The organism is Stutzerimonas sp. C6.4V, assembly GCF_058536345.1.
The window spans coordinates 2,055,579-2,069,698 of the sequence record NZ_JBZUBM010000001.1 but is presented as its reverse complement, the minus strand read 5'-3'; the positions used below and the strand labels follow the sequence as shown (position 1 = coordinate 2,069,698).

Here is a 14,120-nt window from a genome sequence, read left to right as displayed (position 1 = left end):
TCCCATGAACATGGACCAGAAAAACGAGCTGATCGAAAGCATCTGCACCCAGGCGCGCATTCTTCCGGTCATCACCATTGGCAGCGAGGATCAGATTCTGCCTTTGGCCGATGCGCTTGCGGCTGGCGGGTTGACCGCGCTGGAAATCACTCTGCGCTCGGCGCATGGTCTGACTGCCATCCGTCGCTTGCGTCAGGAGCGGCCGGAGCTTTGCGTCGGCGCCGGTACGGTATTGGACAAGCGCATGATGGACGAGGTGGAGGCTGCCGGGGCCCAGTTCATCGTGTCCCCGGGGTGCACCGATGAGCTGCTTCAAGCCGGTGTCAACTGCTCGGTGCCTTTGCTGGCCGGTATCAGCAACGCGTCCGATATCATGCGCGGCTACGCGTTGGGCTATCGTCGTTTCAAGCTGTTTCCGGCTGAAGTGTGTGGCGGCGTGGCGGCGATCAAGGCGCTCGGTGGACCCTTCGCGGACGTTCGCTTCTGCCCGACGGGGGGCGTCAATGCCGGCAATGCTGCCCAATACCTGGGGCTACCGAACGTCATGTGTGTCGGCGGTACCTGGATGATCGACGGTGCTGCATTGAAGAATGGAAACTGGGCGGCTATCCAGCAGGCTACAGCGGACGCGCTGGCCGCTTTGGACAAAGCCTGATTGCATACGAAGGCGCGCTGCAACGGCGCGCCACTAATAGGGCGACTAAGCTGCTAGTGCTACAAGTATCCGTTGCGCGTATAGTGCGCGGCCTTTCTATCGGAACTGCCACACCGGGAGGTGCCCAGATGACCGAACACGAAGATACATCCCCTCATGTTGCCCATGGCGAAAAACTGCAGAAGGTACTGGCGCGGCTAGGCCTTGCTTCGCGCCGTGATGTCGAAAGCTGGATCGCGGCTGGCCGAGTCAAGGTCAACGGCTCCATTGCGACACTTGGCCAACGAGTTGATCTGCACGATGCGATCGCAGTCGACGGTCGCCTGCTCAAGCGTGAAGAAGCGAGCGAGACGGTCCGCCGCGTACTCATCTACAACAAGCCTGATGGCGAGATCTGTACGCGAGACGATCCAGAAGGACGTCCGACCGTTTTCGATCGGCTGCCGCGTCCGAAGGAAGGGCGCTGGATCAACATCGGTCGGCTCGATATCAATACCACCGGTTTGTTGCTGTTCACTACCGATGGCGAACTGGCCAACCGTCTGATGCATCCTTCCTACGAAATGGACCGTGAATATGCGGTGCGCGTGCGTGGCGAAGTCGATGACGAGATGATCGAGCGCCTGAAGACAGGCGTCATGCTCGAAGACGGCCCGGCTCGCTTCACCGACATCCAGGAAGCGCCCGGTGGCGAAGGATTCAACCATTGGTACCACTGCGTCGTGATGGAAGGCCGTAACCGCGAGGTTCGCCGTCTGTGGGAATCTCAGGGCCTGGTAGTCAGTCGTTTGAAGCGCGTGCGTTTCGGGCCGGTGTTCATGACCTCCGACCTACCGATGGGGCGCTGGCGTGAGATGGCCCAGAGCGAAGTCGATATTCTCAGTGAAGAGGTTGGTCTCAAGCCGGTCGCGCTGCCGGGCATGAAAGCCAAGACCAAGGACAAGCTTGACCGCATGCAGCGCAAGGTGGCCAAGCCCATTGGGCGCGGAGAGCGGCGGCCTCGTGTCCTGCGGTCGGCACATGATGCCGATGTGCCTGCCGATGCTGGACGCGGTCGCGGTGCACGTGGTGATCAGCCTACACGCAAGCCGCGTGATGCGGATGAGAGGAGCAAGCCAAATCGTGGTACGCCCGTTGCCGAGCGGCCGAACGATGTCAATCGTAGTCGTGGTAAGCGCCACGATACGGGCGTCGGTGGCAAGCCGTCTGGTGGTGGCGGTGCAGGCAGGCCATCCCCGGCTAAGCGCAGCGGCCCCAAAGGTGGAGAGGGGCAGCGGCCAGGTTTTGGCCGCGGTGACCGCGCGAAGCGCCCTTGATGCTTTAGATCAGGCGATAGGCGAGGCCACTCAGGCCTCGCCCATGATGTGAATTGCTGTCGGCAAGTGAAATCATGGCCTATGCGACCCGTACGTTATTGCGCCCGCAACGTTTGGCCTCGTAGAGCGCCTGATCTGCACGGCGCAGCAGGTCATCCTGTGACTCGTTTGACTGGAACGTGGCGCAACCAAGGCTGGCAGACAAACTGACTTGTTTCTCCCCTACCAAGAACGACAGACGCTCGATTGCGGCTCTTATCCGTTCACCTACAACCGCCGCGGCTTCAGCCCCGGTGTTTGACAGGATCAGGAAAAACTCTTCGCCACCGAAGCGAAACACCATATCTACGTTGCGCAGCTGTTCCCTGAGCAGCAGGGCAGTAGCCCTGAGCGCAGCGTCGCCCGCCTGGTGCCCAAAGGTATCGTTGAGTTTCTTGAAATAGTCCATGTCCAGCATGATGACGGACAGTGTCTGGCCGTGCCGACGTGAAAGTTCTACCTCTCGGCTCAAGCTCTGTTCGAGTGCCAAACGGTTCCCGACGCCGGTCAAGGGATCTTTCAGCGAAGCCAGGACGGCCTGACGATAGAGCAGAGCGTTGCACAGCGGGAACAGCAAACAGCCGATAACGCTTTGCACTTGTTCGAGGACCGAATCGTCCAGGCGGTTATTGCTATACAGGTTTAGCTGCCCGAGGCTGGTTCCGTCTTGATAAAGGGCGTAGCAGAGCTCGAAGTCAGCAGGGCCACCAAGTGTGATTTGAAAGTCGGTCTCGGCGTGTTGATAGGAGAGCCCTTCGATGCCGATGAAAAAGCCTGTCTCCTCGAAAAAGAACCCCAGCAGCCGGTCCAGCTCCAAAGTAGTCTGCAGGCGAAGTGACAGATTGCGCTGTAAATCAGCGAAGTCGAGAGGGCGCGACGAGGACTGTCTGTGCGGCCCATGCTCCAGGCGCGCGACTCGCGCCATTCCTCCATCGGTGGTGATTTGCTTCTGGCACAGCATGGAAAGAACCCTCGGAACGCTGTCTGCGCTGATGAGGGTTCGTTTGCGAATTCAATGCCAAGTTAAAAAAGCCTTTCAGATTCAAAGGGATAATGGACATTCCGGAGTATGGGTAAGCAATATCGACAGCGAAACGGCGTTTTGATGCCATTTTGATATGCCTGCCGTTCAGGATGCGCCAGTTATCCGACACCTGAACGGCATGTGGCCGCTACTGGGCATCGAGCGATTTTCCATTGACGCCTGCGCTGTCTGGCCCCATCAGATAGAGGTACAGTGGCATGATCTTCTGTGGCGCCGGGTTTGCGTCAGGGTTTTCTCCCGGATAGGCCTTGGCGCGCATGTCGGTACGGGTAGCGCCAGGATTGATGCTGTTGCTGCGTACTGTACTGGTGCCATCTAGTTCGTCAGCCAGAACTTGCATCAATCCTTCCACTGCGAACTTAGATACCGCATAGCCGCCCCAGTAAGCGCGACCTTTACGACCAACACTGCTTGACGTGAATACCACGGAAGCATCCGGCGATAGCTTCAGCAGGGGCAGTAGCGTGCTGGTCAGCATGAACGCTGCATTGACGTTCACCTGCATAACCCGCATGAAGTTATCACCCGACAATTGTTCGATAGGTGTTCGCGGCCCGATGATGCCGGCGTTATGCAGCAAGCCATCCAGGCGACCAAACTCCTGCTCGACCGTTGCGGCCAGCTCGTCGTACTGGTGCGGTAGCGCTGTCTCGAGGTTGAACGGGATCACCACCGGTTGTGGGCCGCCCGCAGCCTCGATCTCGTCGTATACCCGGCTAAGGTTATCCTCGTTCTTTCCCAGCAGGAGGACGGTAGCGCCATGTGCCGCGTAGGCCTTGGCCGCGGCCTCTCCAATCCCGCGGCCTGCGCCTGTGACCATGATGATTCGACCCGTCAGCAGGTCGGGGCGCGCAGAGTACTCGAACATCTGAAGCCTCGTGTCAGTGCGCGGCCTCTGGGTCGCGCATCGGTAGATGATTAAGGGTGGATATCTGGCAGAAAGTCAGTGGCTGCTACGGCTTCTGTCCAGTACTGCTCGCAATTCGAGCGGATGATTGAAGACCATGTCAGCGCCCCATAGGTCTGGGTTGTCGTCAGGATGGATATATCCGTAACGTACCGCTGCGGTTTTTGTTCCAGCTGAACGCCCGGACTCGATATCGCGCAGGTCATCACCAACGAACAACACTGTCGAAGGATCAAGATTGAGCAGACTGCACGCCAGAAGCATCGGCTCCGGGTCGGGTTTGCTTTTACTAACGTGATCAGGGCATACCAGAACAGCGGAACGCCCAGCGAGACCGAGCCGCTCCATAATCGGCTTGGCGAAGCGCACCGGCTTGTTGGTAACGACGCCCCAGATCAGATCAGCTTGCTCTATCTCGAACAACAGTTGTTCCATGCCCTCATAGAGGTGACTTTCAATCGCGCAGTGGTCTTGATAACGGTCCAGGAACTCTAGGCGTAGCGTTTCGAATGCTTCGGATAGCGGATCGACATCGAATGCGCTGAGTACCATCGCACGGGCGCCACCGGAGACCACATCCCTGATCTGTTGATCTGGAACAGGGGCAAGCCCCCGGGCGGTGCGCATCGCGTTCGTTACTGCAATAAAATCAAGCGCTGTGTCGAGCAACGTACCGTCCATGTCGAATAAAACTGCATGCAGACGCATCAGGCCTCCCGCAGCGTCTGGATCATGTAGTTCACGTCGACATCCGCCGACAGCTTGTAGTGTTTGGTCAGCGGGTTGTAAGTCAGACCGATGATGTCCTGTACGGCAAGCCCTGCCTCGCGGCTCCAAGCGCCCAGCTCGGAGGGCCGGATGAACTTCCTGAAGTCATGTGTACCCCGTGGCAGCAACTGCAATAGATACTCGGCGCCAATGATGGCGAAAGCGTAGGCCTTTGGGTTGCGGTTGATTGTCGAGAAAAAGACCTGGCCGCCCGGTTTGACCATTTTGAAGCAGGCGCCGATCACCGAGGCTGGGTCGGGTACATGCTCAAGCATCTCCAGGCAAGTGACGACATCGAACTTCTCGGGACACTCCTCAGCCAGCGCTTCAGCCGTAATCTGCCGGTATTCGATATCCAGTTGGGACTCGAGCAGATGCAGCCGGGCCACGGATAATGGGGCTTCGCCCATGTCGATTCCAGTGACCGTCGCGCCGCGCTGGGCCATGGCTTCGCTGAGTATGCCCCCGCCGCAACCCACATCGAGCACTGACTTGCCTGCGAGCGAGACATGTTCATCTATCCAGTTCACCCGGAGAGGATTGATTTCGTGCAGCGGCTTGAACTCACTTTCTCGGTCCCACCAGCGGTGAGCAAGGGCTTCGAATTTGGCGATTTCGGCGTGATCAACATTGCTCATGTTTTTTGTCCGTCTGAAAATGCTGGAAGGAGGCTTGGCCGCAACGGTTAATGTTGCCAGCTGCAATCAGGCGAAGGAGGCTTCAGTCGAGCCCCTCCTATACGTTACTTTGTCACAGCCTGTGGCTGATTAGTGGCGATATCAATGTTTTCCTTGAATCTTCGCGCCCCATTCCTGTGCAGTTGCGATGATGCGGCTTTCGTCCATGCGGGTCAGGCACCGATCGTCCACAAGCTGTTTGCCGCCAACCCATACATGACGTACGCAGTCGCGACCACTGGCATAGATTAGCTGCGATGCGGGATCGTAAATCGGCTGCTGTGCAAGACGTGAAAAGTCGAATGCCACCATGTCGGCGGACTTGCCAACTTCTAATGATCCTATGTGGTCGTCCAAGCCCAGTGCCCGTGCTCCGTTCAGGGTTGCCATGCGGAGCGCTCTATGCGCATCCAGAGCGGTTGCGGACTCGGCCACCGCCTTAGCGAGCAAGGCTGCGGTACGGGTCTCGCCGAGCAGGTCGAGATCGTTGTTGCTGGCTGCGCCGTCTGTGCCGATGGCGACGTTTATGCCTGCTTCCCAAAGACGCTCTACCGGGCAAAAGCCAGTCGCCAGCTTGAGGTTCGATTCAGGGCAATGAATGACACTGCAGTTGTGCTCGACCAGCAATGCGATGTCGTCTTCGTTTACCTGGGTCATATGCACAGCCTGGAAGCGTGGTCCTAAAAGCTGGAGACGCGCCAGTCGCGCCATCGGTCGCTCGCCATGCTTGCTAAGGGCATCCTGCACTTCCTGCGCTGTTTCATGGACGTGCATGTGGATGCCTATATCCATTTCTGCAACGAGGGTCCGAATGCTCTCGAGTTTTTCATCAGCAATGGAGTAAGGGGCGTGAGGGCCAAATGCGATCGACAGCCGAGGATGGTGTTTAAGGTCATCGAACAGCGCGACGCCCTTGCGCAACGCCTCATCAGCATCGCGCGCGCCGGGGATAGGGAAGTCGAGCACCGGGATGGTTATCTGCGCCCGGATACCGGACTGATGAGCGAGCTGACTAACAACCTCCGGATAGAAATACATATCGGAGAAACAAGTGATACCACCTTGTAGCTGCTCGGCGATTGCTAGCTCGCTTCCTGCACGTACGAGCTCTTCGTCGACCCATCTACTTTCAGCCGGCCAGATGTTCTCACGTAGCCATGTCATTAAGGGAAGCTCGTCAGCCAGGCCGCGGAATAGTGTCATCGCCGCATGACCGTGAGCGTTTATTAATCCGGGTGCGAGCAGCATGTCTGGAAGTTCCCGAGTTTCCCTTGTTTTATAGCTGCTCGCCTCAGCGCGTGGAACAATCAGTGCGATACGGCCATCACGCACGCCTAGAGCATGATTCTTGAGTACCACCCGTGCGGGCTCTACAGGGACAAGCCAGGTAGGAAGGAGCAGCAAATCAAGCGGATCGCTGGGTGTTCCGGGCATGGACTCGGGCCCTAGTGGTGAATGGTGCAACAAGTGTAAAGCCTGCTGCGCTCATATTGAAGAAAGTGGAGCGGTCCGCGTTTGGGCGTGATAACGCTATTGCAGGGTGTAAGAGAGCAGTGGGACCAGACCCGTCAGAAAACCCGAAAAGAAAACCCGAAAAAGACGTTGACGGCTGAGTCTGAGCCCCTATAATGCGCACCTTCTCCGGCGCAGGCCTTTGGCGAAACCTCTTGTAAATTAAGAAGTTAGCGAAATGAAGGCTTGCACGGATGGCGAATTCGAGTAGAATGCGCCGGGCTGGCAGGGTAGTGGTTGAGTCCTGTTGGTGGCTCTGGTCAGGTTGATCGGAGGCGGTTGAAAGAGGTGGTTGACAGCGAGTTTAGACGCTGTATGATTCGCCTCCCGCTGACGAGAGACGCTAGGTTGATCGGAAGCGCAAGCGGTTGAGAAGAAAGAAAAACTTCTTCAAAAACAGCTTGACGAGACACAAGGCTGCTGTAGAATGCGCGGCCTCGGTTGAGACGAAAGACTTGATCGAAACGCTCTTTAACAACTGAATCAAGCAATTCGTGTGGGTGCTTGTGAGGTAAGACTGATAGTCAGCAAGATTATCAGCATCACAAATACTCAACGAGAAATCATTGAGTGCTCTTCTTTTAGGAGAAGAGATTTGCGATTGCTGAGCCAAGTTTAGGGTTTTCTCAAAACCCAAGCAGTATTGAACTGAAGAGTTTGATCATGGCTCAGATTGAACGCTGGCGGCAGGCCTAACACATGCAAGTCGAGCGGATGAAGAGAGCTTGCTCTCTGATTCAGCGGCGGACGGGTGAGTAATGCCTAGGAATCTGCCTGGTAGTGGGGGACAACGTTTCGAAAGGAACGCTAATACCGCATACGTCCTACGGGAGAAAGCAGGGGACCTTCGGGCCTTGCGCTATCAGATGAGCCTAGGTCGGATTAGCTAGTTGGTGAGGTAATGGCTCACCAAGGCGACGATCCGTAACTGGTCTGAGAGGATGATCAGTCACACTGGAACTGAGACACGGTCCAGACTCCTACGGGAGGCAGCAGTGGGGAATATTGGACAATGGGCGAAAGCCTGATCCAGCCATGCCGCGTGTGTGAAGAAGGTCTTCGGATTGTAAAGCACTTTAAGTTGGGAGGAAGGGCAGTAAGTTAATACCTTGCTGTTTTGACGTTACCGACAGAATAAGCACCGGCTAACTTCGTGCCAGCAGCCGCGGTAATACGAAGGGTGCAAGCGTTAATCGGAATTACTGGGCGTAAAGCGCGCGTAGGTGGTTTGTTAAGTTGGATGTGAAAGCCCCGGGCTCAACCTGGGAACTGCATCCAAAACTGGCAAGCTAGAGTATGGCAGAGGGTGGTGGAATTTCCTGTGTAGCGGTGAAATGCGTAGATATAGGAAGGAACACCAGTGGCGAAGGCGACCACCTGGGCTAATACTGACACTGAGGTGCGAAAGCGTGGGGAGCAAACAGGATTAGATACCCTGGTAGTCCACGCCGTAAACGATGTCGACTAGCCGTTGGGATCCTTGAGATCTTAGTGGCGCAGCTAACGCATTAAGTCGACCGCCTGGGGAGTACGGCCGCAAGGTTAAAACTCAAATGAATTGACGGGGGCCCGCACAAGCGGTGGAGCATGTGGTTTAATTCGAAGCAACGCGAAGAACCTTACCAGGCCTTGACATGCAGAGAACTTTCCAGAGATGGATTGGTGCCTTCGGGAACTCTGACACAGGTGCTGCATGGCTGTCGTCAGCTCGTGTCGTGAGATGTTGGGTTAAGTCCCGTAACGAGCGCAACCCTTGTCCTTAGTTACCAGCACGTTATGGTGGGCACTCTAAGGAGACTGCCGGTGACAAACCGGAGGAAGGTGGGGATGACGTCAAGTCATCATGGCCCTTACGGCCTGGGCTACACACGTGCTACAATGGTCGGTACAAAGGGTTGCCAAGCCGCGAGGTGGAGCTAATCCCATAAAACCGATCGTAGTCCGGATCGCAGTCTGCAACTCGACTGCGTGAAGTCGGAATCGCTAGTAATCGTGAATCAGAATGTCACGGTGAATACGTTCCCGGGCCTTGTACACACCGCCCGTCACACCATGGGAGTGGGTTGCTCCAGAAGTAGCTAGTCTAACCTTCGGGGGGACGGTTACCACGGAGTGATTCATGACTGGGGTGAAGTCGTAACAAGGTAGCCGTAGGGGAACCTGCGGCTGGATCACCTCCTTAATCGAAGACTTCAGCTTCTTCATAAGTTCCCACACGAATTGCTTGATTCACTAGCGAAAAGCGATTGGGTTTCGACCCGAGAGAGACGATTGGGTCTGTAGCTCAGTTGGTTAGAGCGCACCCCTGATAAGGGTGAGGTCGGCAGTTCGAATCTGCCCAGACCCACCAATTGTCATGGGATGTGGCCGATCTGTAGATGGGGCCATAGCTCAGCTGGGAGAGCGCCTGCTTTGCACGCAGGAGGTCAGCGGTTCGATCCCGCTTGGCTCCACCATTAACTCGATATCGCTGAAAGCACAGAAATGAATAGATTCCTCTGGAGTGTATTGATTTCTGGTCTTTGCGCCAGTAACTGTTCTTTAAAAATTTGGGTATGTGATAGAAGTAGATTTGGGTAATTGCTCTCACTGGTAATTATTCAAGTCAAGGTAAAATTTGCGAGATGCTCGAGAGAGCAAAATGCGGATTTTCGGCGAATGTCGTCTTCACGTTATTAGACAGTAACCAGATTGCTTGGGGTTATATGGTCAAGTGAAGAAGCGCATACGGTGGATGCCTTGGCAGTCAGAGGCGATGAAAGACGTGGTAGCCTGCGAAAAGCTTCGGGGAGTCGGCAAACAGACTGTGATCCGGAGATGTCTGAATGGGGGAACCCAGCCATCATAAGATGGTTATCACACACTGAATACATAGGTGTGTGAGGCGAACCAGGGGAACTGAAACATCTAAGTACCCTGAGGAAAAGAAATCAACCGAGATTCCCTTAGTAGTGGCGAGCGAACGGGGACTAGCCCTTAAGCTTCTTTGATTTTAGCGGAACGCTCTGGAAAGTGCGGCCATAGTGGGTGATAGCCCTGTACGCGAAAGGATCTTAGAAGTGAAATCGAGTAGGACGGAGCACGAGAAACTTTGTCTGAATATGGGGGGACCATCCTCCAAGGCTAAATACTACTGACTGACCGATAGTGAACCAGTACCGTGAGGGAAAGGCGAAAAGAACCCCGGAGAGGGGAGTGAAATAGATCCTGAAACCGTATGCGTACAAGCAGTGGGAGCCTACTTTGTTAGGTGACTGCGTACCTTTTGTATAATGGGTCAGCGACTTATTTTCAGTGGCGAGCTTAACCGAATAGGGGAGGCGTAGCGAAAGCGAGTCTTAATAGGGCGTCTAGTCGCTGGGAATAGACCCGAAACCGGGCGATCTATCCATGGGCAGGTTGAAGGTTGGGTAACACTAACTGGAGGACCGAACCGACTACCGTTGAAAAGTTAGCGGATGACCTGTGGATCGGAGTGAAAGGCTAATCAAGCTCGGAGATAGCTGGTTCTCCTCGAAAGCTATTTAGGTAGCGCCTCGTGTATCACTGCTGGGGGTAGAGCACTGTTTCGGCTAGGGGGTCATCCCGACTTACCAAACCGATGCAAACTCCGAATACCAGCAAGTGTCAGCACGGGAGACACACGGCGGGTGCTAACGTCCGTCGTGAAAAGGGAAACAACCCAGACCGTCAGCTAAGGTCCCAAAATCCTGGTTAAGTGGGAAACGATGTGGGAAGGCTTAGACAGCTAGGAGGTTGGCTTAGAAGCAGCCACCCTTTAAAGAAAGCGTAATAGCTCACTAGTCGAGTCGGCCTGCGCGGAAGATGTAACGGGGCTCAAACCAGGTACCGAAGCTACGGGTTCATCGCAAGATGAGCGGTAGAGGAGCGTTCTGTAAGCCTGTGAAGGTGAGTTGAGAAGCTTGCTGGAGGTATCAGAAGTGCGAATGCTGACATGAGTAACGACAATGCGAGTGAAAAACTCGCACGCCGAAAGACCAAGGGTTCCTGCGCAACGTTAATCGACGCAGGGTGAGTCGGTCCCTAAGGCGAGGCTGAAGAGCGTAGTCGATGGGAAACGGGTTAATATTCCCGTACTTCTAGTTACTGCGATGGGGGGACGGAGAAGGCTAGGCCAGCTTGGCGTTGGTTGTCCAAGTTTAAGGTGGTAGGCAGAGATCTTAGGTAAATCCGGGATCTTAATGCCGAGAACTGATGACGATCCTTCTTTTAGAAGGAGAAGTGGTTGATGCCATGCTTCCAGGAAAAGCCTCTAAGCTTCAGGTAACTAGGAACCGTACCCCAAACCGACACAGGTGGTTGGGTAGAGAATACCAAGGCGCTTGAGAGAACTCGGGTGAAGGAACTAGGCAAAATGGCACCGTAACTTCGGGAGAAGGTGCGCCGGTGAGGGTGAAGGGTTTACCCCGTAAGCTCATGCCGGTCGAAGATACCAGGCCGCTGCGACTGTTTATTAAAAACACAGCACTCTGCAAACACGAAAGTGGACGTATAGGGTGTGACGCCTGCCCGGTGCCGGAAGGTTAATTGATGGGGTTAGCGCAAGCGAAGCTCTTGATCGAAGCCCCGGTAAACGGCGGCCGTAACTATAACGGTCCTAAGGTAGCGAAATTCCTTGTCGGGTAAGTTCCGACCTGCACGAATGGCGTAACGATGGCGGCGCTGTCTCCACCCGAGACTCAGTGAAATTGAAATCGCTGTGAAGATGCAGTGTATCCGCGGCTAGACGGAAAGACCCCGTGAACCTTTACTATAGCTTTGCACTGGACTTTGAATTTGCTTGTGTAGGATAGGTGGGAGGCTTTGAAGCGTGGACGCCAGTTCGCGTGGAGCCATCCTTGAAATACCACCCTGGCAACTTTGAGGTTCTAACTCTGGTCCGTTATCCGGATCGAGGACAGTGTATGGTGGGTAGTTTGACTGGGGCGGTCTCCTCCTAAAGAGTAACGGAGGAGTACGAAGGTGCGCTCAGACCGGTCGGAAATCGGTCGTAGAGTATAAAGGCAAAAGCGCGCTTGACTGCGAGACAGACACGTCGAGCAGGTACGAAAGTAGGTCTTAGTGATCCGGTGGTTCTGTATGGAAGGGCCATCGCTCAACGGATAAAAGGTACTCCGGGGATAACAGGCTGATACCGCCCAAGAGTTCATATCGACGGCGGTGTTTGGCACCTCGATGTCGGCTCATCACATCCTGGGGCTGAAGCCGGTCCCAAGGGTATGGCTGTTCGCCATTTAAAGTGGTACGCGAGCTGGGTTTAGAACGTCGTGAGACAGTTCGGTCCCTATCTGCCGTGGACGTTTGAGATTTGAGAGGGGCTGCTCCTAGTACGAGAGGACCGGAGTGGACGAACCTCTGGTGTTCCGGTTGTCACGCCAGTGGCATTGCCGGGTAGCTATGTTCGGAAGAGATAACCGCTGAAAGCATCTAAGCGGGAAACTTGCCTCAAGATGAGATCTCACTGGAGCCTTGAGCTCCCTGAAGGGCCGTCGAAGACTACGACGTTGATAGGTTGGGTGTGTAAGCGCTGTGAGGCGTTGAGCTAACCAATACTAATTGCCCGTGAGGCTTGACCATATAACACCCAAACAATTTGATGTTTGCGTGTCAGACGGTTGAAGTCGACAAACAAACCGAAAAGACGCATCGCTCGCAAAGCGAAAGCAACACCGATACACCATCACATACCCAATTAGGGGAAGCGATTCAACACCGACTCCCCAACCGAATTGCTTGACGACCATAGAGCGTTGGAACCACCTGATCCCATCCCGAACTCAGAAGTGAAACGACGCATCGCCGATGGTAGTGTGGGGCTTCCCCATGTGAGAGTAGGTCATCGTCAAGCTTCTACACCAAACCCCCGATCGTCGTAAGACGGTCGGGGGTTTGTCTTTGGGCGGGAAATTACCATCGCCGACGTACACCTGTTGCTCTGAACACGACAATAGCGGCCTCGCGGCTTGTATTATTGTTTCATGAATCGCATATCGTCATCTGCAAGCGAAGTAGGAAACGGCGCGTGACACTGGCGAACTGGGACTGGCTGCTGCCAAGTGCTTACAGCAACCAAAACGAGGGGGAGCTGGGTGACGTATCGATAGATCGAGTAGCTGGAACCCAGGGCTATTCACCGGCTACCTGGGAGGCAGTTCCGTACTGACTTCGTGCTCGATGCGCTGGAGCAGGCGCTCTACGCCCGTCGGCCGTTCGACCAGGCTCATCCAACACAGTGACTGTGCAGTACGCTTCGATCCGCTATACCAAGCGTCTGGCCGAAGCTGGAGTCGAGCCTTCGGTGGGCAGCGTGGGCGACTCCCATGACAATGCTTTGGCCGAAACCATAAATGGCCTGTACAAGGCCGAGGTGGTCCACCGACGTTCCTGGCAGAATCGGAAGGCAGTGGAGCTGGCAACGCTGGAATGGGTGGACTGGTTCAACCGCCGGCGACTACTGGAACCCATCGGGAACATGCCACCGACAGAGGCCGAAGCGAATAACCATCAGCAACTGATCGAGTCTGTCCAAGCGGCATGACTCACACCAAAGAGCCTCCAGAATTCACGGGGCGGTTCAGTCAGTGACATGCCGTGCGCATGGTTCTGGAGCACCTGAACGATTAGCACTCCGAGTGGGCTGCCATTCAGGCCATTCCCCGAAGATTGGCTGTGCAGCGCAGACCCTGCATGCTTGGATTCGTCGCTACCAGACTGAAGCCGGCCAACGTCCTGGACCGACCACCAAAGAGCGCGAGCGCATCAAGGCCCTAATGAGAAAATTACGTTCCGTCATACTCGCAGCCGCTCGTGCAGGTTTCGTGTACACGAATACGGGAAAGTTCGGGCAATAAGGGCTTTAGTTCACTCCAGATCCATTTCGCCAGATTCTCGCTGGTAGGGTTGTACAGTCTTGGCAAATCGTTCAGGTAATTGTGATCAAGTTGCTCAAAGATGGGACTAAATATCTGTTTGATATCGCCAAAATCTCGGATCCAGCCAGTATGGGCATCTACCTCACCTTTTATATAGATGGCGACACGAAAGGAGTGGCCGTGCAGGCGCCCGCATTTATGGCCTGGTGCCACGTGCGGTAAGCGATGTGCAGACTCGAATGTAAACTCTTTGAATATTTCCATTAATAGTTCCCAAAAATAAGAGAATTAACACCTATATTACCGAT

Annotated in this window: 8 protein-coding genes, 2 tRNA genes, 3 rRNA genes and 2 pseudogenes; 9 read left to right on the top strand and 6 right to left on the bottom strand. The window is 55.1% G+C overall.

Features of this window, described 5'->3' with window-relative positions; all coding sequences use genetic code 11:
- Positions 1-4: 4 nt before the first annotated feature.
- Together AC4LFW_RS09630 and rluB are read left to right on the top strand one after the other, a co-directional pair.
- Positions 5-655 (top strand): bifunctional 4-hydroxy-2-oxoglutarate aldolase/2-dehydro-3-deoxy-phosphogluconate aldolase, encoded by a 651-nt coding sequence (locus AC4LFW_RS09630; RefSeq protein ID WP_491818831.1) that lies wholly within the window; start codon positions 5-7, stop codon positions 653-655.
- A gap of 128 nt (positions 656-783) precedes the next feature.
- Positions 784-1,971: a 23S rRNA pseudouridine(2605) synthase RluB gene (gene rluB / locus AC4LFW_RS09625; protein ID WP_491818830.1), complete on the top strand. Its 1,188-nt coding sequence runs from the start codon at positions 784-786 to the stop codon at positions 1,969-1,971.
- Positions 1,972-2,050: 79 nt separating this feature from the next.
- Here the strand turns inward: rluB and AC4LFW_RS09620 are convergent, their stop codons facing one another.
- From AC4LFW_RS09620 to AC4LFW_RS09600, 5 genes are all read right to left on the bottom strand, one after another.
- Positions 2,051-2,971, bottom strand: a complete 921-nt coding sequence (locus tag AC4LFW_RS09620; protein ID WP_491818829.1) for a GGDEF domain-containing protein — start codon at positions 2,969-2,971, stop codon at positions 2,051-2,053.
- Positions 2,972-3,182: 211 nt separating this feature from the next.
- On the bottom strand, positions 3,183-3,923 hold the full coding sequence (locus tag AC4LFW_RS09615) for a YciK family oxidoreductase (RefSeq protein ID WP_491818828.1): 741 nt from the start codon (positions 3,921-3,923) through the stop codon (positions 3,183-3,185).
- 75 nt (positions 3,924-3,998) lie between these two features.
- Positions 3,999-4,670 (bottom strand): N-acetylmuramic acid 6-phosphate phosphatase MupP, encoded by a 672-nt coding sequence (mupP, locus tag AC4LFW_RS09610; RefSeq protein WP_491818827.1) that lies wholly within the window; start codon positions 4,668-4,670, stop codon positions 3,999-4,001.
- A complete protein-coding gene (ubiG, locus tag AC4LFW_RS09605; protein WP_491818826.1) occupies positions 4,670-5,368 on the bottom strand; it encodes a bifunctional 2-polyprenyl-6-hydroxyphenol methylase/3-demethylubiquinol 3-O-methyltransferase UbiG in 699 nt (232 codons plus the stop codon). The genes mupP and ubiG overlap by 1 nt, the downstream gene beginning before the upstream one ends.
- A gap of 141 nt (positions 5,369-5,509) precedes the next feature.
- Positions 5,510-6,841 (bottom strand): TRZ/ATZ family hydrolase, encoded by a 1,332-nt coding sequence (locus AC4LFW_RS09600; protein ID WP_491818825.1) that lies wholly within the window; start codon positions 6,839-6,841, stop codon positions 5,510-5,512.
- A 723-nt stretch (positions 6,842-7,564) separates the two neighbouring features.
- On the opposite strand from AC4LFW_RS09600, the gene AC4LFW_RS09595 reads away from it, so the two are divergent.
- The 7 genes and pseudogenes from AC4LFW_RS09595 to AC4LFW_RS09565 form a co-directional block, all read left to right on the top strand.
- Positions 7,565-9,101: ribosomal RNA gene (locus tag AC4LFW_RS09595) — 16S ribosomal RNA — on the top strand.
- A 91-nt stretch (positions 9,102-9,192) separates the two neighbouring features.
- A tRNA-Ile gene (locus AC4LFW_RS09590) sits at positions 9,193-9,269 on the top strand.
- 30 nt (positions 9,270-9,299) lie between these two features.
- Positions 9,300-9,375, top strand: a tRNA-Ala gene (locus tag AC4LFW_RS09585).
- 251 nt (positions 9,376-9,626) lie between these two features.
- A 23S ribosomal RNA gene (locus tag AC4LFW_RS09580) occupies positions 9,627-12,517 on the top strand.
- Between the two features lie 155 nt (positions 12,518-12,672).
- Positions 12,673-12,788, top strand: a 5S ribosomal RNA gene (gene rrf / locus AC4LFW_RS09575).
- Together the 16S, 23S and 5S rRNA genes with 2 tRNA genes alongside form the textbook arrangement of a ribosomal RNA operon.
- Before the next feature lie 307 nt (positions 12,789-13,095).
- Positions 13,096-13,478: pseudogene (locus AC4LFW_RS09570) on the top strand (integrase core domain-containing protein); the annotation flags it as partial.
- A gap of 59 nt (positions 13,479-13,537) precedes the next feature.
- A pseudogene (locus AC4LFW_RS09565) lies at positions 13,538-13,731 on the top strand (IS3 family transposase); the annotation flags it as partial.
- Here the strand turns inward: AC4LFW_RS09565 and queD are convergent.
- The gene (gene queD / locus AC4LFW_RS09560; RefSeq protein ID WP_312125662.1) at positions 13,720-14,076 is read right to left on the bottom strand and encodes a 6-carboxytetrahydropterin synthase QueD; all 357 of its coding nucleotides are present in this window, start codon (positions 14,074-14,076) and stop codon (positions 13,720-13,722) included. The pseudogene AC4LFW_RS09565 and the gene queD overlap by 12 nt on opposite strands.
- Between the last annotated feature and the right edge of the window lie 44 nt (positions 14,077-14,120).

Excerpts from the sequence above, each read along its gene's own strand:
- AC4LFW_RS09630 (WP_491818831.1), top strand. The coding sequence starts at position 5 with ATGAACATGGACCAGAAAAACGAGCTGATCGAAAGCATCTGCACCCAG.
- rluB (WP_491818830.1), top strand. The coding sequence starts at position 784 with ATGACCGAACACGAAGATACATCCCCTCATGTTGCCCATGGCGAAAAA.
- AC4LFW_RS09620 (WP_491818829.1), bottom strand. The coding sequence starts at position 2,971 with ATGCTGTGCCAGAAGCAAATCACCACCGATGGAGGAATGGCGCGAGTC.
- AC4LFW_RS09615 (WP_491818828.1), bottom strand. The coding sequence starts at position 3,923 with ATGTTCGAGTACTCTGCGCGCCCCGACCTGCTGACGGGTCGAATCATC.
- mupP (WP_491818827.1), bottom strand. The coding sequence starts at position 4,670 with ATGCGTCTGCATGCAGTTTTATTCGACATGGACGGTACGTTGCTCGAC.
- ubiG (WP_491818826.1), bottom strand. The coding sequence starts at position 5,368 with ATGAGCAATGTTGATCACGCCGAAATCGCCAAATTCGAAGCCCTTGCT.
- AC4LFW_RS09600 (WP_491818825.1), bottom strand. The coding sequence starts at position 6,841 with ATGCCCGGAACACCCAGCGATCCGCTTGATTTGCTGCTCCTTCCTACC.
- queD (WP_312125662.1), bottom strand. The coding sequence starts at position 14,076 with ATGGAAATATTCAAAGAGTTTACATTCGAGTCTGCACATCGCTTACCG.